Source organism: Pseudomonas sp. TKO26 (genome assembly GCF_003225665.1).
GTDB classification, from domain to species: domain Bacteria; phylum Pseudomonadota; class Gammaproteobacteria; order Pseudomonadales; family Pseudomonadaceae; genus Aquipseudomonas; species Aquipseudomonas saponiphila.
The window spans coordinates 24614-44117 of the sequence record NZ_QKLN01000017.1 but is presented as its reverse complement, the minus strand read 5'-3'; the positions used below and the strand labels follow the sequence as shown (position 1 = coordinate 44117).

Here is a 19504-nt window from a genome sequence, read left to right as displayed (position 1 = left end):
GACGCCAGAGGAGGATGAAAATTCTTGCCCAAGCCTCTGTTTAGCGGCTGGATCGACGAGGATCACCCGCCACGGCCGACCTCGGCGGGCGAATTAGCACCTAGGGGAAAACCAGCGCCGGCCTGGACAGCAATACCCCGAGCCGGGAGCCAAAAAGATCCTGCGCGGCAGTGGCGCCGCGCAGGTCATGGGGCTCAGCGGTTGATCTGGATTTCCGTGCGACGGTTCATCGCCCGACCCTCGGCGGTCTTGTTGTCCGCCACCGGCTTGCTTTCACCAGCGCCAGTCACCGAGACGAAGCTGTTGCGTGGAATGCCGTTGCTGATCAGGTACTCCACCACCGAGTGGGCACGCTTGTCCGAGAGCTTCTGGTTGTAGGCGTCGCTGCCGACGCTGTCGGTGTGGCCGGTCACTCGCAGTTGCGCGCTCGGCGCCTCCTGTTTCAGGCGGGTGACGATGGTATTGAGCTTGGACTTGTCGGCATCGGTCAGCTTGGCCGAGTCGAAATGGAAGTACACGTCGCGAATGACGATGGTTTCTTCCTTGACCACTACCACCTCTTCCACCACGGGTGGCGGTGGTGGGCAGCCATTGGCATCGACCTTCACGCCCCTTGGGGTATGCGGGCACTTGTCACGGCTGTCCGGCACGCCATCGCCGTCCTCGTCGCCGTCACCTTTTACCCAGCAATAGGCGCCGGCCAGGCCACCGACCAGCAACGCGCCACCGCCCGCCCACGAGGAGCTTTCGGTGGCGCCCAGCGCCGCGCCCGTGACACCGCCCACCGCGGCACAGATCGGCCAGTCGGTTTTCTGCAAACCTGCACAACCAGTCAACACACTGGTTAACAGAACCAAGGGTACTGCCGTCCGAATGATGCTCATCTGATTTCTCCTGAGGGATCGGCTCAAGGCCGATTCACGGAGTAAAGACCCCGGCATTGATCTGCGCCAGCAGTGGGCCATCGCCGGTTTAGCCCCGTAAACACGGGAGCGTCGCGCAATAAGTGGTGAACCGCTCTAGGCCCGAAGGTGGCGGCGCGCTAGTCTTGGGCGTTCTGATCGAGGAGCTAAGATGAGCGCCGGCATTTCTACTCGTACACCCCAGCAAGCCCTGGCGGCCCTGCTGGATCGCTATGCACCGCAACAGCTGCTGCTGATCGGCGCCAGCGACTTCCCGGCCCTGGCGGCCTTCAAGGCAGCCCACCCCGGCACTCAGGTCGCTCAAGCAGCGCCGGGCCCCCTGCCCGCGGAACTGGCGGCCCGGCGTTTCGACCTGGCCCTGGCGGTGGACTGCCTGGAGCACCTGCCCAAGCGCGACGGCCTGAACCTGCTGGGGGGCATCCGCAACCTCAATGCCAGTCGGATTGCGGTACTGGCCGACCTGTCCGCCTGCGGCTGGCAGGAAACCGACTTTTTCTCCCTGGCCCTGCAGGCCAGCGAACGCTTCCAGCGGGAACAGCAGGTGCTGACCCTGTTTACCTATGATCTGCTTGAATACAAACAGGTGCCCGACTGGCTCAATTCACGCTTCTGGGCGAACCCGGAAAACTTTGGAAAGTATTGGTGGTAAGACGATGAGCGCCTCGATTTGTCCCTGCGGCAGCGGCAACCTGCTGGATGCCTGCTGCGGCCATTACCATGCCGGCCATCCCGCGCCCTGCGCCGAGGCCCTGATGCGTTCGCGCTACAGCGCCTACGTGCTGGGCCAGGTGGATTACCTGCTGGCCACGACCCTGCCGGTGCAGCAGGCCGGGCTGGATCGCCAATCCATCAGCGAATGGAGCGCGCAAAGCACCTGGCTGGGGCTGCAAGTGGAGAGTTCGGAGGTCTTCGGTGGCCAGCCGGAGCACGCCTTCGTCACCTTCACCGCCCGCTGGCACGACAACCAGGGCGAGCATAGCCACCGTGAACGCTCGTCCTTCGTACAGAACCAGGGACGCTGGTATTTCATCGATCCTACGGTGCCTCTGAACGCCGGGCGCAACGATGCCTGCCCTTGTGGCAGCGGGCAAAAATTCAAGAAGTGCTGCGCCAGCTACTTCACCCGCTGAACCAAAAATGCCCCAGGTCGAGGATGGCCCCGGGGAATTCAAAGGGAGTCTTGCCATGATCGGTGAACTGCGCGTCCTGCGGACCCTCTGCCTGCTCGGACTGTTGAGCCTGTCGGGGTGCGTGTCCTGGTTCACCGAGGAGGAACTGGACCCAGCGGTGCACCTGGTGAAAGTCGAGGTGGTCAAGGCCAATCTGCTGGAACAGCGCTTCACCCTGCACCTGCGAGTGGACAACCCCAACGACAGTGACCTGACCGTGCGCCGCCTGACCTACCGGGTCTACCTGCAGCGCTTCCTGCTCAGCGAGGGCGAGCACGAACACTGGTTCACCGTCACGCCCCACAGCAGCCGCTTCTTCAAGGTGCCGGTGCGCACCAACCTCTGGCCGCAGATCCGCGACGTGGTGAAACTGCTGCGCAAGCCTGAACAGCCCATTCCCTATCGCCTGGAAGGCGAACTGGAAATCGGATTATTCATCGGCAAGGACGTGCACCTGAAGCGCAATGGCGTGATAATTCCCGGCGATTTTATTCCGGAGTAACCCGCAATGACCCAGCAACCTCATGTCCATGGCCCTGACTGCAACCACGATCATGACCATCACGATCACGACCATGGCCATGTTCACGGCCCGCACTGCAACCACGCGCACCAGGAGCCGGTACGCAACGCACTGAAAGACGTTGGCCGCAACGATCCTTGCCCTTGCGGCAGCAGCAAGAAGTTCAAGAAGTGCCACGGCGCTTGATCTGAACGCCGGGCGCTAACGCAGCCCAGTCTCTGCGGCCAGGAGCTGCTCCTGGCACAGGACCGTGGCGTACTCGCCGTGCAGATTGGCCAGCGACATGGCATGCACCTCCTCGGCAGTACGGGCCCGACCGGCAAAGTCGGGCTTGTCGAAGGTGTAGCAGGCATCGGCCACCACCCATACCGCAAAACCCAGGTTGCCTGCGGTGCGCGCCGTCGACTCCACCGAGTTGTTGGTGGCCACACCGACCACCACCAGCCCCGTAATCCCTTCCCGACACAAGTCCGCTTCCAGTGGGTTGGCGCAGAACGCGTCCGGCACCTGCTTCTGAATCAGCCACTCGCCATCCCTGGGACGAAAACGCGGCTGAAATTCCACTCCAGATTGCCCGGGCCAGAACACCGAGTCCTTGGAGCGCGACAAGTGCTGCACATGGATCACCGGCCAACCGCGGGCACGCCAATGTGCCAGCAACTCAAGCATCCGCGCCTCTGCCTCGGGGTTGTTGCGCGGCCCGAGCCGGGGTTCGAGGATGCCTTGCTGCTGGTCGATGAGCATCAGTGCGGTGCTGGCCGAAAGGGGCATATGTTCTTCGCTGCGTTTATTGAACTTGATGCACTTGAGCATCACTTTGCCGCTCAGGCAAGCCATCGATCGCTGGTTCAATAGCATCCTGGCCCGACCGGTCACGGAACGTGGCCTATGCCCTGGTCGAGCAGGTCAATCCCGCTGTCTGAGCATTACCTTGTAGCTGGCTTGCCAACGAAGGCGGTGCAAGCCGATAAAACCTGTTCGCCGGCAAGCCGGCTCCTACGCGCTCTGACCGCCGCCGGCGTGCCGGTGATGGCTATTTGCAGCGCCATCAAGAAATACCTCCTGCCCCCGCTTGCGCGGCACTCGCCCGCTCACTAACGTAGCGCCTTTATCGACGTTACCCCCCGCAGGAGCTTGACCATGGCCTCGCCAGCCCTTTCACATTTTCTTCCCCGGCTCGGCGTTGCCGCGGCTGTGGCCGGTGCCCTGAGCCTGGCCGGTTGCCAATCCTGGAACTCGCAGAACAGCCTGCCCCCGACCTCTGGCGTGCAGCCCCTCAAGGGCCTGGCGCAGAACGTCTCCGTGCGCCGCAACGCGGTGGGCGTGCCGCTGATCGAAAGCAGCAGTTTCCACGATGCACTGTTCACCCTGGGCTACGTGCACGCCAGCGACCGCATCGGCGAAATGGTCACCCTGCGCCTGCTGGCCCAAGGCCGCCTGGCCGAGATGTCCGGCGCCGAGGTGCTGGATGTCGACCGCCTGATGCGCGCGGTGAACCTGAAGAAAAGCGCCGACGAGCTGTACAAGGCCTCGTCGCCACGGATCAAGCGCTTCTTCGAGGTCTACGCCCGGGGGGTCAACGCCTACCTGTTCCGCTATCGCGACAAGCTGCCGCCGGATCTGGCGTCGACCGGCTATACCCCCGAATACTGGAAGGCCGAGGACTCGGCCCTGATCTTCTGCCTGCTGAATTTCGGCCAGTCCGCCAACCTGCTGGAAGAGATCAACGCTCTGGTCCTGGCGCAAAAGGTCGGCAGCGACAAACTGCCGTGGCTGACGCCGAGCTATCCCGACGAACCCCTGCCGCTGGCCGAGGCCGACAAGCTCAAGGGGCTGAACCTCTCTATCCCTGGGCTGAACGAAGTCAGCCGCGCCGCCAACCGCATGGCCCAACTCAACAGCCTGGGGGTGCGCGGCGGCAGCAACCTGGCCATCGCCCCACAGCGCAGCCGCACCGGCCGCAGCCTGCTGGCAACCGACAGTCACCTGCAAGCCTGGTACTACGCGCAGATCCGCGCACCGAAATACCAGGCCGCCGGAGCCTCCATTGCCGGTTTGCCAGCGATTCTCCAGGGCTTCAACGGCAAGGTGGCCTGGAGCCTGAGCTCGGTCATGGGCGACAACCAGGACCTGTTCCTAGAGAAGCTCAAGCGCCAGGGCAACGCCCTGTACTACCAGAACAACGGCAAATGGCAGCCGGTGGCCGTGCGCAACGAAACCTATTTCGTCAAAGGCCAGCGGCCGATTCGCGAAGCGGTGTACGAAACCCGCCACGGCCCGTTGCTCAACAGCGCCCTGGGCGCGGCTTCGGGCAGCGGTTTCGGCCTGGCCCTGCAAACGCCGGAGCTCAAGGACGACAAGACCCTGGACGCCTTCTTCGACCTGTCCCGGGCGCAGAACGTCGAGAAAGCCTCGGACGCCAGCCGGGAAATCCGCGCCATCGCCCTGAACATGGTGTTCGCCGATGCCAGCAACATCGGCTGGCAGGTCACCGGGCGCTTCCCCAATCGTCGCGAAGGCGAAGGCCTGCTGCCGTCCCCGGGCTGGGACGGCCGCTACGACTGGGACGGCTACGCCGACCCGATGCTCCACCCCTATGACCAGGACCCGCCCCAGGGCTGGATCGCCACCGCCAACCAGCGGGTGATCTCCCGCGGCTACGGCATGCAGTTGTCCAACTCCTGGCAGGCCCCGGAACGGGCCGAGCGCATGGCCGAACTGGCCTCCAGCGGCAAGCAGGACAACCGCAGCCTGATCGCCCTGCAATACGACCAGAGCACCCTGTTCGCCGCCAAGCTGAAGAAGATGTTCGAAGCCCCGGGCATGGCTCAACCGCTGAAGAAAGCCATCGAGGCGCTGCCCGATGCCGACCGCGCCAAGGCCCGGGAAGCCTACAGCCGCCTGCTGGCGTTCGACGGCAAGGTCACTGCCGGCTCGGCCGACGCAGCGCTGTACGAGTTGTTCCTGCAGGAAAGCGCCAAGCAGATCTTCCTCGACAAACTGGGCCCCGAGTCCGGCAGCGCCTGGCAGGCCTTCGTCGCCAACGGCAACCTGTCCTACTCGGCCCAGGCCGACCACCTGCTGGGGCAGGAGGACAGCCCGTTCTGGGACGACTCGCGCAGCGCGCAGAAGGAAGACAAACCGGCGATCCTCGCCCGCAGCCTGGTGGCAGCCATCAATGCCGGCGAGCAACTGCTGGGGGCCGACCGCAAGGCCTGGCAATGGGGCAAGCTGCACAGCTACTCATGGACCAGCAGCAGCGGCCGGCAGATCCGCGCCCCGATGCAGGCCGGAGGCGACCACGACACCCTCAACAGCGCCGCCTACCACTGGGGGCAGGACTTCGTCATCAGCGATACCCCGGCCCTGCGCTTTATCGTGGATTTCGGTCTCAGCGAACCCTTGATGAGCCTCAACAGCAGCGGCCAGTCCGGCAACCCGGCAAGCCCGAATTATGCCAATGGCATCGATGGCTGGCTCAAGGCCCAATACCTGAGCCTGCCGATGCAACCGCAGAACTTCGAGCGCAGCTACGGCAAGACCCGCCTGACCCTGGTTCCGGGCAAGTAAGCGCCCTGCGCTCTGCCGCCCGCTTGCCCATCCGGTGCAAGCGGGCCTGCCCCAAAACGAACAGCCTGCCCCCGCCACCGGCCTGACGCACCTGCGTGATGCCCAAGCCAGCGCCTCCCGCGATCAACTGCGCACCACGCACCCTATTGGCGCCCGCCGCAAAACACGCCCCACTTCAGTGCGCGCCGACTCTGACGCCGGCTCCCCAAGGGTTTTAAAACACTTGTTCGGGACTCTGGTTCGGAAATTGCTACTTTCAATATGTCTTATGCGTTCCAGTAACAGTACTCATGCGCCACAAGCGCTCATATTGGTTCTTAGGGATTGAATAATGAAAAAAGCATTGCTGACCCTTTCTGCATTGGCTCTGTGCATGGCCGCCGGCTCCGCGCTGGCCAAGGAATACAAGGAACTGCGCTTTGGCGTCGACCCGTCCTATGCTCCCTTCGAATCCAAGGCCGCCGACGGTAGCCTGGTGGGCTTCGACATCGACCTGGGCAACGCCATCTGCGCCGAGCTGAAGGTCAAGTGCAAATGGGTCGAAAGTGATTTCGACGGCATGATTCCAGGCCTGAAAGCCAACAAGTTCGACGGTGTGATCTCTTCCATGACCGTCACCCCGGCTCGCGAAAAAGTCATCGATTTCTCCAGCGAGCTGTTCTCCGGTCCCACCTCGTTCGTGTTCAAGAAAGGCTCGGGCCTGAGCGCGGACACCGCCACGCTCAAGGGCAAGACCGTCGGCTACGAGCAGGGCACCATTCAGGAAGCCTATGCCAAGGCCGTGCTGGACAAGGCTGGGGTCAAGACCCAGGCCTATCAGAACCAGGACCAGGTCTACGCCGACCTGACCTCCGGGCGTCTGGATGCCTCGATCCAGGACATGCTGCAAGCTGAGCTTGGCTTCCTCAAATCGCCACAGGGCGCGGACTACGAAGTCAGCAAGCCGGTGGAAGATCCCCTGCTGCCGGCCAAGACCGCGGTCGGTATCTCGAAAGGTAACAAAGAGCTGAAAGCGCTCCTGGATAAAGGTATCAAAGCGTTACACGATGATGGCACCTACGCCACCATCCAGAAAAAACACTTCGGTGACCTGAACCTCTACAGCGGTAAATAACCAGTCGGCGCCCATCCTCGATGGGCGCCTTTTTTATCGCTACGGGTCACTGATCGATGCTCGAAGAACTTCTAAAAAACCTGGGGCTTTCCGCATTCAGCCTGAAGGGTTTCGGCCCCCTGCTGCTGGAAGGCACCTGGATGACCATCAAATTGTCGGTGTTGTCGCTTCTGGTCAGCGTCCTGCTCGGCCTGATCGGCGCCAGCGCCAAACTCTCCAGCCTGGCCTTGCTTCGGGTTCCGGCCCAGCTCTACACCACGCTGATCCGCGGCGTGCCGGACCTGGTGCTGATGCTGCTGATTTTCTACAGCCTGCAGACCTGGCTGACGTCCTTTACCGACTTCATGGAGTGGGAATACATCGAGATCAACCCCTTCAGCGCCGGGGTGATCACCCTGGGCTTCATCTATGGCGCCTACTTCACCGAAACCTTTCGCGGGGCGATCCTTGCCGTCCCACGTGGCCAGGTGGAAGCCGCCACCGCCTATGGCCTGAAACGCGGCCAGCGCTTTCGCTTCGTGGTTTTCCCGCAGATGATGCGCTTCGCCCTGCCGGGCATCGGCAACAACTGGATGGTGATGCTCAAGGCCACGGCCCTGGTGTCGATCATTGGCCTGGCCGACCTGGTCAAGGCCGCCCAGGACGCCGGCAAGAGCACCTATCAGCTGTTTTACTTTCTGGTCCTGGCGGCACTGATCTATCTGTTGATCACCAGCGCTTCCAACTTTGTCCTGCGCAAGCTTGAACGGCGTTACGCCGCCGGCGCCCGGGAGGCCGTGCGATGATCGAACTCCTGCAGGAATACTGGCGTCCCTTCCTTTATAGCGACGGTTACCACATGACCGGGCTGGCCATGACCATGTGGCTGCTCACGGCGTCGATCTGCATCGGCTTTTTGGTGTCGATCCCGCTGTCCATCGCTCGGGTTTCGCCCAAGCGCTACATCCGCTGGCCAGTGCAGTTCTACACTTACCTGTTTCGCGGCACACCGCTCTATATCCAGCTGCTGATCTGCTACACCGGGATCTACAGCATCGCCGCGATCCGCGCGCAACCGCTGCTGGACGCGTTCTTTCGTGACGCGATGAACTGCACCATCCTCGCCTTTGCCCTGAATACCTGCGCCTACACCACGGAGATTTTCGCCGGGGCGATTCGCAGCATGGCCCACGGCGAAGTCGAAGCGGCCAAGGCCTACGGCCTGAGCGGCTGGAAGCTGTATGCCTACGTGATCATGCCCTCGGCCCTGCGCCGCTCGCTGCCTTACTACAGCAACGAAGTGATCCTGATGCTGCACTCCACCACGGTGGCTTTCACCGCGACCATTCCCGACATCCTGAAAATCGCCCGGGACGCCAACTCGGCGACCTTCCTGACCTTTCAGTCGTTCGGCATCGCCGCCGTCATCTACCTGTGCGTGACCTTCACCCTGGTGGGCCTGTTCCGTCTCGCCGAGCGCCGCTGGCTGGCCTTCCTCGGACCGACCCACTAGGACTTGCAGCAGGAATAACCGTCAATGCGCCACGAGATCCACGACCTGCTCGCTCCCCTGCCGGGCACTGCGCGCCAGGTCCACAGCTTTCATTTCGGCCCCGCCCAGGCCACGGGCAAGATCTACATCCAGTCGTCCCTGCATGCCGATGAACTGCCCGGCATGCTGGTGGCCTGGCACCTCAAGCAGCGCCTGACGGAGCTGGAAGCCGAAGGTCGCCTGCGGCATGAAATCGTTCTGGTGCCGGTGGCCAATCCAGTTGGCCTGGAACAGATACTGATGGACGTACCCCTGGGTCGCTATCAGATGGAGAGCGGGCAGAACTTCAATCGCGGTTTCGTCGATCTCAGCGAAGAGGTGGGCAACGCCGTCGAAGGCCTGCTCAATCACGACCCCCGGCACAACCTCGATCTGGTACGCCGGCACCTGGCCGACGCCCTGGCCCGGCAACGCCCGGAGACGCAACTGCAATCCCTGCGCCTGACCCTGCAACGGCTGGCCTGCGACGCCGACATGGTGCTGGACCTGCATTGCGACTTCGAAGCCGTAGCGCACCTGTACACCACCCCCGAAGCCTGGCCGCAGGTCGAGCCCCTGGCCCGCTACATTGGTGCCGAAGCCTGCCTGCTGGCCACCGACTCGGCGGCCTGGTCGTTCGATGAGTGCTTCAGTCTGCTGTGGTGGCAACTGCAACAGCGCTTCGGCGAAGGCTTTGCCATCCCCACGGGCAGCTTTGCGGTCACCGTCGAACTGCGCGGCCAAGGCGACGTCAATCATGGCCTGGCCCGCCTCGACTGCCAGGCCATTTTGGATTACCTGACCCATTTCGGTGCCATCGCCGCCGAGGCGCCGCCCCTGCCTGAACTGCCCTTCCCGGCCACGCCACTGGCGGGAGTGGAACCGATAGCAACGCCGGTGGGCGGGCTGCTGGTGTTCACCGCCCTGCCGGGGGAATACCTGCAAGCCGGACAGCAGGTGGCGGAAATCATTGACCCGATCCACGACCGGGTCACCCCTATCCATTGCAACAACGCCGGGCTCCTGTACGCCCGCTCGCTGCGACGCATGGCTACCGCTGGCATGGTGATCGCCCATGTCGCCGGCCGCGAAGCCTATCGCAGCGGCTACCTACTTTCGCCTTGAGGATGCAAGCCACCATGTACAAATTGACCGTTGAAGGCCTGCATAAATGCTATGGCGACAATGAAGTGCTCAAGGGTGTTTCCCTCAAGGCCAGGACCGGCGACGTGATCAGCCTGATCGGCGCCAGTGGCTCGGGCAAGAGCACTTTCCTGCGCTGCATCAACTTTCTCGAAACCCCGGAAGACGGCGCCATGAGCCTGGATGGCCAGCAGATCCGCATGGTCAGCGATCGTCACGGCATGCACGTGGCCGACCCGGCCGAGTTGCAGCGGATCCGCACGCGCCTGGCGATGGTGTTCCAGCATTTCAACCTGTGGAGCCACATGACCGTGCTGGAAAACATCACCATGGCTCCACGCCGGGTGCTGGGGGTCAGCACCAAGGACGCCGAAGAGCGGGCCCGGCGCTACCTGGACAAGGTCGGCCTGCCAGCCCGCGTCGCCGGCCAGTACCCGGCGTTCCTGTCCGGCGGCCAGCAGCAGCGGGTGGCCATCGCCCGGGCATTGGCCATGGAGCCGGAAGTCATGCTGTTCGACGAACCGACCTCGGCCCTGGACCCGGAGCTGGTGGGCGAGGTGCTCAAGGTGATCCAGGGCCTGGCCGAAGAAGGCCGGACCATGATCATGGTCACCCACGAAATGAGCTTTGCACGCAAGGTGTCGAGCCAGGTGCTGTTCTTGCACAAGGGCCTGGTGGAAGAGGAAGGCGCCCCGGAGGAGGTGCTGGGCCACCCGAAAAGCGAGCGCCTGCAGCAGTTTCTCAGTGGCAATCTGAAGTAGCGACCCACTACAACGCTCCCGTCCGCACAGGTTTGCCGCGGGCGGGGCGTCGCGCGGCGACGGGCCGGTTCAAGCCACGGGCGCGGGTGGCGGCTCGTCGGGCAAGGTGGGCTCGCCTGGTTCCTGGGGTTCAAGGGGTTGCGGGGTATCCGGGTCGGGCTGACCGGGAATGCCGCCCGCCATGTCGACGGGCGGATGGGCCAGCAGGGTCCAGGCCAAGAGCCCGACCTGATTGGGTTCCAGCTGGGCCAAGGTGGCGCTGATTCGCGGATCTATCTTCATGGGGCACTCCAGAGCGGGGCCCGGCATGCCTCGCGCATACCGGAAATACTCCCAATAGAGTGTGGGTCCGCTCAGGAATTCCCGCTGTCTGTCAGACAGACGTACTCAGGTGCGCGGCAGGGTGACGCCACGCTGGCCCTGGTATTTGCCGCCCCGGTCCTTGTAGGACACTTCGCACTCTTCATCGGATTCCAGGAACAGCATCTGCGCCACGCCTTCGTTGGCGTAGATCTTCGCCGGCAAGGTGGTGGTGTTGGAGAATTCCAGGGTCACGTGGCCTTCCCACTCGGGTTCCAGCGGGGTCACGTTGACGATGATGCCGCAACGGGCATAGGTGCTCTTGCCCAGGCAGATGGTCAGCACGTTGCGCGGAATGCGGAAGTACTCGACGGTACGCGCCAGAGCAAAGGAGTTCGGCGGGATGATGCAGACGTCGCTCTTGATGTCGACGAAGCTCTTTTCATCGAAGTTCTTCGGATCGACGGTGGCCGAATTGATGTTGGTGAACACCTTGAATTCATCGGCGCAACGCACGTCGTAGCCGTAGCTCGACACCCCGAAGGAGATCAGCCGATCCGGGCCTTCGCCACGCATCTGGCGCTCTACGAAGGGCTCGATCATGCCGTGCTCTTGCGCCATGCGGCGAATCCACTTGTCCGATTTGATGCTCATGGCGGGTGTCCTGAAATAGCGAGGTGAAAAAAAACGGTCAGGCATCTTACCGGGGCGCGGGGTCGGGTTCAAAGTCCGGGGCGTTTTTCTCGCCCGCACCCGCGTTTTTCAAGGGCTCGGCGACGAACGACGGGCCGTCAGTCACGAAAACCGAGAAACCTTGGCCCTAGCCATTGGCACGTTCAGGAAAAAGGGTTAAGGTGGCGCCACTGTGCTGCTTGTGTCACTGAGAATCTCTACACGATGTTGAATTTCGATCCAACCATCTCCAAGAATTTTTCCTGCTCTTTGCACTCAGTCTCGGCCAGGGCTTTTCCTGAGTCGCAGTTAACTTTGTCCAAGGAGATACACCATGTCTAATCGCCAAACCGGTACCGTTAAGTGGTTCAACGATGAAAAAGGCTTCGGCTTCATCACTCCACAATCCGGTGACGACCTGTTCGTACACTTCAAAGCTATCCAATCCGACGGCTTCAAAAGCCTGAAAGAAGGCCAACAGGTTTCTTTCATCGCTACCCGCGGTCAGAAAGGCATGCAAGCTGAAGAAGTTCAAGTTATCTAACTTGTACTGATCCAGTAAAAAGCCCCGCCCTCAACAGCGGGGCTTTTTTGTGCCCGGTGTCTTTATCGCCGCCTTTACGGAACAGACGCACGGGCCGCATGCAGCTACCAAGTCACGCCAAAGCCCACGGTGTAGCGAGTCTTGTCCAGATCGCTGTTTTCGGTGCCGCGAATCAGGTCCTTTTCCGCCTTCAGGTTCAACGACGCCCAGTCGGTGACCTTGTAACGCAACCCCATCTCGGCATCCAACGCATAGTCGGCCACCCCGGAAAGCGGTCGCCCGACTTCACCATTGGTGAAGAACTCCACCCGCTTGCCGATCAGATAGCGGTTGTAGTCCCACTTCATCGCCAGGGAATAGAAGTTGTCCTTGCCGCCTTCGGCGTACTCGTAATCTGTACGGTTTAGCAGCGAGCCCAGGGAGAACGCCCCCAACTCATCATCCCAGAACTGGTAGCCAGGGCCGGTACCCACCACCCGCTGTCGCGCCAGTTCCTCGATCTTGTCACGCTTGTAGGTCAGTCGCCCTTCCCAGAACCATTTTTCAGTGATGAAACGGTCCAGGGCATATTCGGCACTCCAGTTGTCCGTGGTCACCTGATGATCCTGGAACTCACGGTTGTACTCACCCTGAGCATTGTGGCGCCAAGCCCCATGGCGCGCCGACGTCTTGAAGTCGATGTCGTAATCATCGGTATTCTTCTCAGCGCGCTTGTAATCCATCGCCACATCGACATTGCCCTTCCAGACCATGTCCTCCACCAGCGGCCTGGGCTTCATGATCTGCTGGATACTCGCCAACTCCACCGTCTTGGGCGCTTCGCCGTTGGCGAGAATGACCTCGCCCTCCCCCGCCGCCTGCAACGACTTGGCCTTCTCCCCGATGTAGGCATCCTGCTTGACCAGCAGCTCCTGGTCGCTTTGCAGGGTCTTGACCTGTTTCCAGTCGATGGAGATGGCGCCGCCGTAGTCGGTCTGGAGCAATAGTTTGCCGCCGTCGAAAACCTTGATCTTGCCGCTCAGGCGGTCACCGTTCTTCAACCAGACGGTATCGGCCAGGACGGGCATGGAGGCGCTGAGCACCGCGAAACACAACAACGTTCTAGGCAACATAAGTAATACAGGGCTCGATCTTGCGAAAAAAAACGGCATTATTCCTGCTGAACACGCCTGAGTCAGGACTGACCCGGGCATTGAGAGTGAGTTCAATATGCATCCGCATCTCAGCCCCTGAACCGACCAACGCCTCTTCATAGATCTGGAACCGCGAATGTGACCGAACACGGCGAAGCTCCACAGGACCCGGCGCAAATCCGACGCACGGCGCTGTACCTGACCCTGGCCCAGGTTCCCGCAGGCCGGGTGGTGAGCTACGGCCAACTGGCAGAAATGGCCGGCCTGGGCCGCGCCGCGCGCTGGGTTGGGCGCACCCTCAGCCAGTTGCCGGCCGACACCCGCCTGCCTTGGCACCGGGTATTGGGCGCCGGCGGTCGCATCAGCCTGCCGGCCGGCAGTCCATCAGGCGACGAGCAGCGCGCCAGACTGCGCGGCGAAGGCATCACGATCCGGAATAATCGCGTGGATATTCAGCGCCATGGCTGGCGCCCGGTAGAGCACAGCGGTTAGAGTGCGCGCTTTGTTTCCGTAACCTGAGGCAGACTTCAGCCCATGCCCCGTAAAACCTGGCGAGCCGCACTTGCCGCCTATGCCAGCCCCTCGACGCTCGTGCTGTTGCTGCTTGGTTTCGCTGCCGGCATGCCTTACATGCTGGTGTTCTCGACTCTTTCGGTATGGTTGCGCGAGGCCGGTGTCGCCCGTGAAACCATCGGTTACGCCAGCCTGATCGGTTTGGCCTATGCCTTTAAATGGGTATGGTCGCCGCTGCTTGACCAATGGCGCCTGCCCATACTGGGCAGGCTCGGCCGACGCCGATCCTGGCTGGTACTGGCCCAGACCCTGGTGATTCTCGGCCTGATCGGCATGGGCTTCTGTGACCCGCAAAAGCATCTGTCCTGGCTGATCGCCATCGCCGTGATCGTGGCCTTTGCCTCGGCGACCCAGGACATCGCCATCGACGCCTACCGCCTGGAAATCGCCGACGACAGCCGCCAGGCCGCCCTGGCAGCCAGCTACATGTCCGGCTATCGGGTAGCGGTGCTGCTGGCGACCGCCGGCGCGCTGTTCTTTGCCGAGGGCTTCGGCTCCACCGGTTTCAGCTACAAGCATTCAGCCTGGACCGGCACCTACGTGCTGTTCGGCGTGCTGATGATTCCCGCATTGATCACCACCCTGCTGATGCGCGAGCCCGCAGTGCCACTGCGCACCCAACTCTCCGCGGGACGCTACAGCTTCGCTCACCAGTTGATCTCGGTATTCGTTCTGATCGTGCTGCTGGTATCGGTGCCCGCCACCTTCACCCAGCTCTACAACACCGACTTCGCCAGCGTGATCTTCGATGGCGTGAGCCTTTTGGACCTGCTGCTGGAAGACCGGGCCTTCCTGCGGGCGATCCTCTACATCACCCTCACCGCCCTGTGCCTGTCGGCCATGGGCCGCCGGGGCCTGGCGCCGGTGCTGACACCGGTCAACGACTTCATCCTGCGCTATCGCTGGCAAGCCTTCCTGCTATTGGGGCTGATTGCCACCTATCGCATGTCGGACACGGTCATGGGCGTCATGGCCAACGTGTTCTACATCGACCAAGGTTTCACCAAGGACCAGATTGCCGGGGTCAGCAAGATTTTCGGCCTGATCATGACCCTGCTTGGCGCCGGCATGGGCGGCCTGCTGATCGTGCGCTTCGGCATCCTGCCGATCCTGTTCATCGGCGGTGCCGCCTCCGCCGCCACCAACCTGCTATTCCTCATGCTGGCCGGCATGGGCCCGAACCTGGAAATGCTGGTTGTCACCATCTCCCTGGACAACTTCAGTTCGGGCATGGCCACTTCGGCTTTCGTCGCCTACCTGTCGAGCCTGACCAACCTCAAGTTCTCCGCCACCCAATACGCCCTGCTCAGCTCGATCATGCTATTGCTGCCGCGCCTGATCGGCGGCTATTCCGGGGTCATGGTGGAGAAGTTCGGCTACCACGACTTCTTCCTTATCACCGCGATACTCGGGGTACCGACGCTGATCCTGATCGCCATTCACTGGTTCCAGGAGAGCCGCCGCGCCGGGCCCAAACCCGAGCCGGAGTCCCCCGCCAGCGGCACCGCCGTCGGCGAAGAATCCTAGGAAATCCCGGGAGTTACGGCTCGTTCCCCGTGACTCCCGGCCCTTCCAAGCGCAATCCTGTACGCCAGCGGAACTCGCCCGTACAATGCTCCGTCACTTCCAGTCTTCAGCAACCGACAACGGCCTACCATGCGTACCAGTCAATATTTGCTCGCCACACAGAAAGAAACGCCTTCCGACGCGGTCGTGATCAGCCATCAGCTGATGCTGCGCGCCGGCATGATCCGTAAACTGGCTTCCGGCCTGTACACCTGGCTGCCGATGGGCTTGCGGGTGATGCGCAAGGTTGAAGCCATCGTTCGCGAAGAAATGAACGCCGCGGGCGCGCTTGAAGTGTTGATGCCGAGCACTCAGCCGGCTGAGCTGTGGCAGGAATCCGGTCGCTGGGAAGAGTACGGCCCTGAGCTGCTGCGCTTGAAAGACCGTCACGGTCGCGATTTCTGCGCCGGCCCGACCCACGAAGAAGTGATCACCGACCTGGCGCGCAACGAGCTGAGCAGCTACAAGCAGCTGCCGCTGAACCTGTACCAGATCCAGACCAAATTCCGCGATGAAATCCGCCCACGCTTCGGCTTGATGCGCGGCCGCGAGTTCATCATGAAGGACGCCTACTCCTTCCACGCCGACCAGGCATCCTTGCAGGTCACCTATGACCGCATGCACCAGGCTTATTGCAACGTCTTCACCCGTCTGGGCCTGAAGTTCCGCCCGGTTGAAGCGGACAATGGCTCCATCGGCGGTGCCGGCTCCCACGAGTTCCACGTACTGGCCGAGTCCGGCGAAGACGATATCGTCTTCAGCAACGGTTCCGACTACGCAGCGAACATCGAGAAGGCCGAAGCCGTGCCTCGCGAAACCTCGCGCCCGGCGCCGACCGAAGAGATGCGCCTGGTCGATACCCCAGACGCAAAAACCATCGCCCAGCTGGTGGAAGGCTACAACCTGCCGATCGAGAAGACCGTCAAGACCCTGGTGGTGCACGCAGAGGAAGCCGGCAAGCTGATCGCCCTGATCATCCGTGGCGACCACGAGCTGAACGAAATCAAGGCCGCCAACCAGCCTGGCGTCGCCAGCCCGCTGGTGATGGCTTCCGAAGCCGAACTGCGTGCCGCCATTGGCGCCGGCGCCGGTTCCCTGGGCCCGGTGAACCTGCCACTGCCGATCATCATCGACCGCTCGGTGGAGCTGATGAGCGACTTCGGCGTCGGTGCCAACATCGACGACAAACACTACTTCGGCGTCAACTGGGAGCGTGATCTGCCGGTTCCGACCGTAGCCGACCTGCGTAACGTGGTGGCCGGCGACCCGAGCCCCGACGGCAAGGGCACCCTGGAAATCAAGCGCGGCATCGAAGTCGGGCACATCTTCCAGCTGGGCAACAAGTACAGCAAGGCGATGAAGTGCGAAGTGCTGGGCGAGAACGGCAAGCCGGTGACCCTGGAAATGGGCTGCTACGGCATCGGCGTGTCCCGCGTGGTGGCGGCCGCCATCGAACAGAACAACGACGAAAACGGCATCATCTGGAGCGACACCCTGGCGCCGTTCCAGATCGCCCTGGTACCGCTGCGCTACGAGACTGAGCAGGTTCGCGAAGCCACCGACAAACTCTACGCAGAACTGACTGCCGCCGGTTTTGAAGTACTGCTGGACGATCGCGACAAGAAAACCAGCCCGGGCATCAAATTCGCGGACATGGAGCTGATCGGCATTCCTCACCGCATCGTGGTCAGCGACCGCGGCCTCGCCGAAGGCAACCTGGAATACAAGAGCCGTACCGAAGCCGAGGCGCAAGCGCTGCCCGTGGCCGACGTACTGTCCTTCCTCCAAGCCCGTATCCGTCGCTGAAACCAGATAGAGAAGTCATGTTCAAGCGAAACACCTTAAGCCTCGGGGGCGCCGCCTTGTGCGGCGCCCTGCTGGTCAGCGGCTGCGCCAACCAGATGTCGCAACGCAGCGAACACGAGGAACGCGTCGAGCGCAAACTGCTCGATCACAGCCTGCAGATCGATGTCGGTGAGCCTAAGGTGCTTGAGCTACCGCAACGCCGGGTACGCATCCACGAGCAGAAGACCTTCGAAGTCACCGAGTTCGAGGTCACTCGCCGCTACGATCGCTACACGCCCTACCAACCCTGGCGGGAAATCTACGAAATCCCGCTGGGCGCGGTAGCGCTGGTGGCCGGCGTCGGAGCCAACGTGGTCAATGTGTTCGCCCTGGGCAATCTGCCGGACAGCGTCACCAAGGATTGGGTCAGCTATGGTGTATCGGGGCTCAACCCGTTCATGAACATGCCGTCCCACGGTCGCGCCCAGCAGAACCTGGCAGCCATCGATGAAGTCCAGCGTGACAAGCGCCTGGAGTATTCGAGCCTGCCCTGGAGCGAGCGTCCGGTGCAGGTCAAGGCCGGCAAGCAGACCTACGACATGAGCACCGATCGCAATGGCGTGCTGCGCTTGAACCTGCTGGACGCGCCGTTCTCCGAACAGGACCTGAACCACATCGGCAAGTTGCAGATCAGCGTCGAAGACGCCCAGGACGAAGTGCACTCCGACTCATCCCTGAGCCTGAGCAGCAGCCTGCGCGGCAAGCTGGTGGAAGCTCACGCGCTGATCTACGACGACCTGGAAGATGACGAAGTGAGCCAATGGGTGCACCGAGTCAAGCGCCTGTCGGAACTGGGCCTGGAAGAAGAAGCCAGCGAACTGGAGCAGAGCCTGATCGAGCTGACCCGTAACGATCCGGAACTGCAGAGCGAGTTTCTCAAGTCCCTGACCAAGAACGCCGGCCGCCTGGTCGCCGACCCCGGCAACAACTGACCCACCCTGTAGGAGCTGGCTTGCCGGCGAAAAAGCGCTAACGCGGCTGAATAACGGCCCGGTTCGCTGGCAAGCCAACTCCTATAGACCGTCCTGGAACAGCTCCAGCTGTTCATGAGCGCCGCGCAGATCCTGCAACCGCACACCAATGCCCAGCAAACGCCCCGGCTTGCCCCCCCGCTTGAAGGCCTGGGTCAGCAGCTGCCGATAACTCTCCAGGTCCCGCCCCGCCCCCGCCTGCTCCAGGGTGGTCTGAGTAAAATCATGGAACTTCACTTTGACGAACGGCTTGCCCGGCCGGTAGCTGGCGTCGATCCGGGTCACGCGTCCGGCCAGCGTCTGCATCAGTTCCGGTAGCTTCTGCAGGCAACTGTCCAGATCCGGCAGGTCCACGTCATAGGTGTTTTCCACGCTGATGGACTGGCGCCGACTGTCATTCTGCACCGGCCGCTCGTCGATCCCCCTGGCCAGACTCCACAAGCGCTCGCCGAAACTGCCGAACTCGCGCACCAGCGCCAGCTTGCTCCAGTCGCGCAATTGCAGGCAGTCGACAATCCCCAGGCGACCCAGTTTGTCCGCCGTGACCTTGCCCACCCCATGCAACTTGCTCACCGGCAATTCGGAGACAAAATCCTCCACCTGATCCGGAGTGATGACAAACAGGCCGTTGGGCTTTTTCCAGTCACTGGCAATCTTGGCCAGGAACTTGTTGGGCGCGACCCCGGCCGAGACGGTGATATGCAACTGATTGGAAACCCGCCGACGAATATCCTGGGCGATGCGCGTCGCGCTGCCGGCGAAGTTTGGGCTGTCGGAAACGTCCAGGTAGGCCTCGTCCAGGGACAAGGGCTCGATCAGATCGGTGTAATCACGAAAGATCGTATGAATCTCTTTCGACGCCTCGCGATAGGCATCCATGCGCGGCTTGACGATCACCAGGTCCGGGCACAGGGTCAACGCGTGCCTTGAGGACATGGCCGAACGCACGCCGTAAGCCCGCGCCTCATAGTTGCAGGTGGCAATCACTCCCCGTCGATCCGCGGAGCCCCCCACTGCCAGCGGTTTGCTGGCCAGCTGCGGGTCATCGCGCATTTCGATGGCCGCATAGAAGCAATCACAGTCAATGTGGATGATTTTGCGCTGCATCATATAAAGGCAGAGATCATGGAAGGCGGACATCGCAACGAAAGCAGGACGCAAGTATCTACCGACACCTGTATATAGCA

General features: G+C 62.2%; 21 protein-coding genes. 15 read left to right on the top strand and 6 right to left on the bottom strand.

Going from position 1 to position 19504, the window contains the following annotated elements; translation table 11 throughout:
* Positions 1-194: 194 nt before the first annotated feature.
* Entirely contained in the window at positions 195-884 is a 690-nt protein-coding gene (locus DNK59_RS21540; protein WP_092320203.1) for an OmpA family protein, read from the bottom strand.
* 190 nt (positions 885-1074) lie between these two features.
* Here DNK59_RS21540 and DNK59_RS21535 point away from each other — a divergent pair, with 190 nt between their 5' ends.
* The 4 genes from DNK59_RS21535 to DNK59_RS21520 are packed head-to-tail and all read left to right on the top strand — an operon-like array spanning position 1075 to position 2801.
* Positions 1075-1572: a DUF6231 family protein gene (locus DNK59_RS21535; RefSeq protein ID WP_092320202.1), complete on the top strand. Its 498-nt coding sequence runs from the start codon at positions 1075-1077 to the stop codon at positions 1570-1572.
* Between the two features lie 4 nt (positions 1573-1576).
* Positions 1577-2053, top strand: a complete 477-nt coding sequence (locus DNK59_RS21530) for a YchJ family protein (RefSeq protein ID WP_092320201.1) — start codon at positions 1577-1579, stop codon at positions 2051-2053.
* Between the two features lie 55 nt (positions 2054-2108).
* Entirely contained in the window at positions 2109-2594 is a 486-nt protein-coding gene (locus tag DNK59_RS21525) for an LEA type 2 family protein (protein WP_092320200.1), read from the top strand.
* A 6-nt stretch (positions 2595-2600) separates the two neighbouring features.
* Positions 2601-2801, top strand: a complete 201-nt coding sequence (locus DNK59_RS21520) for an SEC-C metal-binding domain-containing protein (protein ID WP_007923047.1) — start codon at positions 2601-2603, stop codon at positions 2799-2801.
* A gap of 15 nt (positions 2802-2816) precedes the next feature.
* Here DNK59_RS21520 and DNK59_RS21515 read toward each other — a convergent pair whose 3' ends face one another.
* The gene (locus DNK59_RS21515) at positions 2817-3386 is read right to left on the bottom strand and encodes a cysteine hydrolase family protein (protein ID WP_110724578.1); all 570 of its coding nucleotides are present in this window, start codon (positions 3384-3386) and stop codon (positions 2817-2819) included.
* A gap of 369 nt (positions 3387-3755) precedes the next feature.
* On the opposite strand from DNK59_RS21515, the gene DNK59_RS21510 reads away from it, so the two are divergent.
* The 6 genes from DNK59_RS21510 to DNK59_RS21485 all read left to right on the top strand — a co-directional run bounded on the left by DNK59_RS21510 (position 3756) and on the right by DNK59_RS21485 (position 10713).
* Positions 3756-6185 carry a penicillin acylase family protein gene (locus DNK59_RS21510; RefSeq protein WP_110724530.1) on the top strand — a complete coding sequence of 810 codons (2430 nt, stop codon included), beginning with the start codon at positions 3756-3758 and terminating at the stop codon, positions 6183-6185.
* Positions 6186-6516: 331 nt separating this feature from the next.
* Positions 6517-7299 (top strand): transporter substrate-binding domain-containing protein, encoded by a 783-nt coding sequence (locus tag DNK59_RS21505; RefSeq protein WP_108544542.1) that lies wholly within the window; start codon positions 6517-6519, stop codon positions 7297-7299.
* Between the two features lie 56 nt (positions 7300-7355).
* Positions 7356-8084 carry an ABC transporter permease gene (locus DNK59_RS21500; protein ID WP_092320197.1) on the top strand — a complete coding sequence of 243 codons (729 nt, stop codon included), beginning with the start codon at positions 7356-7358 and terminating at the stop codon, positions 8082-8084.
* Entirely contained in the window at positions 8081-8791 is a 711-nt protein-coding gene (locus DNK59_RS21495) for an ABC transporter permease (protein ID WP_092320196.1), read from the top strand. Before DNK59_RS21500 ends, DNK59_RS21495 begins: the two co-directional genes overlap by 4 nt.
* 24 nt (positions 8792-8815) lie before the next feature.
* On the top strand, positions 8816-9934 hold the full coding sequence (locus DNK59_RS21490) for a succinylglutamate desuccinylase/aspartoacylase family protein (protein WP_110724529.1): 1119 nt from the start codon (positions 8816-8818) through the stop codon (positions 9932-9934).
* 14 nt (positions 9935-9948) lie between these two features.
* Positions 9949-10713: an ABC transporter ATP-binding protein gene (locus DNK59_RS21485; RefSeq protein WP_110724577.1), complete on the top strand. Its 765-nt coding sequence runs from the start codon at positions 9949-9951 to the stop codon at positions 10711-10713.
* A gap of 69 nt (positions 10714-10782) precedes the next feature.
* Here DNK59_RS21485 and DNK59_RS21480 read toward each other — a convergent pair whose 3' ends face one another.
* Positions 10783-10995, bottom strand: a complete 213-nt coding sequence (locus tag DNK59_RS21480; protein ID WP_092320194.1) for a hypothetical protein — start codon at positions 10993-10995, stop codon at positions 10783-10785.
* A gap of 105 nt (positions 10996-11100) precedes the next feature.
* Positions 11101-11667, bottom strand: a complete 567-nt coding sequence (gene dcd / locus DNK59_RS21475; RefSeq protein ID WP_016965530.1) for a dCTP deaminase — start codon at positions 11665-11667, stop codon at positions 11101-11103.
* A gap of 352 nt (positions 11668-12019) precedes the next feature.
* On the opposite strand from dcd, the gene DNK59_RS21470 reads away from it, so the two are divergent.
* A complete protein-coding gene (locus DNK59_RS21470) occupies positions 12020-12229 on the top strand; it encodes a cold-shock protein (protein WP_002554837.1) in 210 nt (69 codons plus the stop codon).
* A 104-nt stretch (positions 12230-12333) separates the two neighbouring features.
* Here DNK59_RS21470 and DNK59_RS21465 read toward each other — a convergent pair whose 3' ends face one another.
* Positions 12334-13341 (bottom strand): DUF481 domain-containing protein, encoded by a 1008-nt coding sequence (locus DNK59_RS21465; protein ID WP_110724528.1) that lies wholly within the window; start codon positions 13339-13341, stop codon positions 12334-12336.
* 159 nt (positions 13342-13500) lie between these two features.
* Here DNK59_RS21465 and DNK59_RS21460 point away from each other — a divergent pair, with 159 nt between their 5' ends.
* The 4 genes from DNK59_RS21460 (at position 13501) to DNK59_RS21445 (ending at position 18278) form a co-directional block, all read left to right on the top strand.
* On the top strand, positions 13501-13854 hold the full coding sequence (locus DNK59_RS21460) for an MGMT family protein (RefSeq protein WP_092320191.1): 354 nt from the start codon (positions 13501-13503) through the stop codon (positions 13852-13854).
* A gap of 42 nt (positions 13855-13896) precedes the next feature.
* Positions 13897-15462, top strand: a complete 1566-nt coding sequence (locus tag DNK59_RS21455) for an AmpG family muropeptide MFS transporter (protein WP_110724527.1) — start codon at positions 13897-13899, stop codon at positions 15460-15462.
* Positions 15463-15591: 129 nt separating this feature from the next.
* Positions 15592-17307, top strand: coding sequence for a proline--tRNA ligase (locus DNK59_RS21450; protein ID WP_110724526.1), 1716 nt, complete (start codon positions 15592-15594; stop codon positions 17305-17307).
* Positions 17308-17324: 17 nt separating this feature from the next.
* The gene (locus DNK59_RS21445) at positions 17325-18278 is read left to right on the top strand and encodes a hypothetical protein (protein ID WP_047284189.1); all 954 of its coding nucleotides are present in this window, start codon (positions 17325-17327) and stop codon (positions 18276-18278) included.
* A gap of 81 nt (positions 18279-18359) precedes the next feature.
* Here the strand turns inward: DNK59_RS21445 and dinB are convergent, their stop codons facing one another.
* Positions 18360-19427, bottom strand: coding sequence for a DNA polymerase IV (dinB, locus tag DNK59_RS21440; RefSeq protein WP_110724525.1), 1068 nt, complete (start codon positions 19425-19427; stop codon positions 18360-18362).
* Positions 19428-19504 lie beyond the last annotated feature (77 nt).

Bases quoted from the DNA above. Each gene is read 5' to 3' on its own strand.
- DNK59_RS21450 (WP_110724526.1), top strand. From the start codon at position 15,592: ATGCGTACCAGTCAATATTTGCTCGCCACACAGAAAGAAACGCCTTCC.
- DNK59_RS21520 (WP_007923047.1), top strand. From the start codon at position 2,601: ATGACCCAGCAACCTCATGTCCATGGCCCTGACTGCAACCACGATCAT.
- DNK59_RS21495 (WP_092320196.1), top strand. From the start codon at position 8,081: ATGATCGAACTCCTGCAGGAATACTGGCGTCCCTTCCTTTATAGCGAC.
- DNK59_RS21480 (WP_092320194.1), bottom strand. From the start codon at position 10,995: ATGAAGATAGATCCGCGAATCAGCGCCACCTTGGCCCAGCTGGAACCC.
- DNK59_RS21510 (WP_110724530.1), top strand. From the start codon at position 3,756: ATGGCCTCGCCAGCCCTTTCACATTTTCTTCCCCGGCTCGGCGTTGCC.
- DNK59_RS21525 (WP_092320200.1), top strand. From the start codon at position 2,109: ATGATCGGTGAACTGCGCGTCCTGCGGACCCTCTGCCTGCTCGGACTG.
- DNK59_RS21530 (WP_092320201.1), top strand. From the start codon at position 1,577: ATGAGCGCCTCGATTTGTCCCTGCGGCAGCGGCAACCTGCTGGATGCC.
- DNK59_RS21445 (WP_047284189.1), top strand. From the start codon at position 17,325: ATGTTCAAGCGAAACACCTTAAGCCTCGGGGGCGCCGCCTTGTGCGGC.
- dinB (WP_110724525.1), bottom strand. From the start codon at position 19,427: ATGATGCAGCGCAAAATCATCCACATTGACTGTGATTGCTTCTATGCG.
- DNK59_RS21485 (WP_110724577.1), top strand. From the start codon at position 9,949: ATGTACAAATTGACCGTTGAAGGCCTGCATAAATGCTATGGCGACAAT.
- DNK59_RS21505 (WP_108544542.1), top strand. From the start codon at position 6,517: ATGAAAAAAGCATTGCTGACCCTTTCTGCATTGGCTCTGTGCATGGCC.
- DNK59_RS21455 (WP_110724527.1), top strand. From the start codon at position 13,897: ATGCCCCGTAAAACCTGGCGAGCCGCACTTGCCGCCTATGCCAGCCCC.
- DNK59_RS21500 (WP_092320197.1), top strand. From the start codon at position 7,356: ATGCTCGAAGAACTTCTAAAAAACCTGGGGCTTTCCGCATTCAGCCTG.
- DNK59_RS21490 (WP_110724529.1), top strand. From the start codon at position 8,816: ATGCGCCACGAGATCCACGACCTGCTCGCTCCCCTGCCGGGCACTGCG.
- dcd (WP_016965530.1), bottom strand. From the start codon at position 11,667: ATGAGCATCAAATCGGACAAGTGGATTCGCCGCATGGCGCAAGAGCAC.
- DNK59_RS21540 (WP_092320203.1), bottom strand. From the start codon at position 884: ATGAGCATCATTCGGACGGCAGTACCCTTGGTTCTGTTAACCAGTGTG.
- DNK59_RS21465 (WP_110724528.1), bottom strand. From the start codon at position 13,341: ATGTTGCCTAGAACGTTGTTGTGTTTCGCGGTGCTCAGCGCCTCCATG.
- DNK59_RS21535 (WP_092320202.1), top strand. From the start codon at position 1,075: ATGAGCGCCGGCATTTCTACTCGTACACCCCAGCAAGCCCTGGCGGCC.
- DNK59_RS21470 (WP_002554837.1), top strand. From the start codon at position 12,020: ATGTCTAATCGCCAAACCGGTACCGTTAAGTGGTTCAACGATGAAAAA.
- DNK59_RS21515 (WP_110724578.1), bottom strand. From the start codon at position 3,386: ATGCCCCTTTCGGCCAGCACCGCACTGATGCTCATCGACCAGCAGCAA.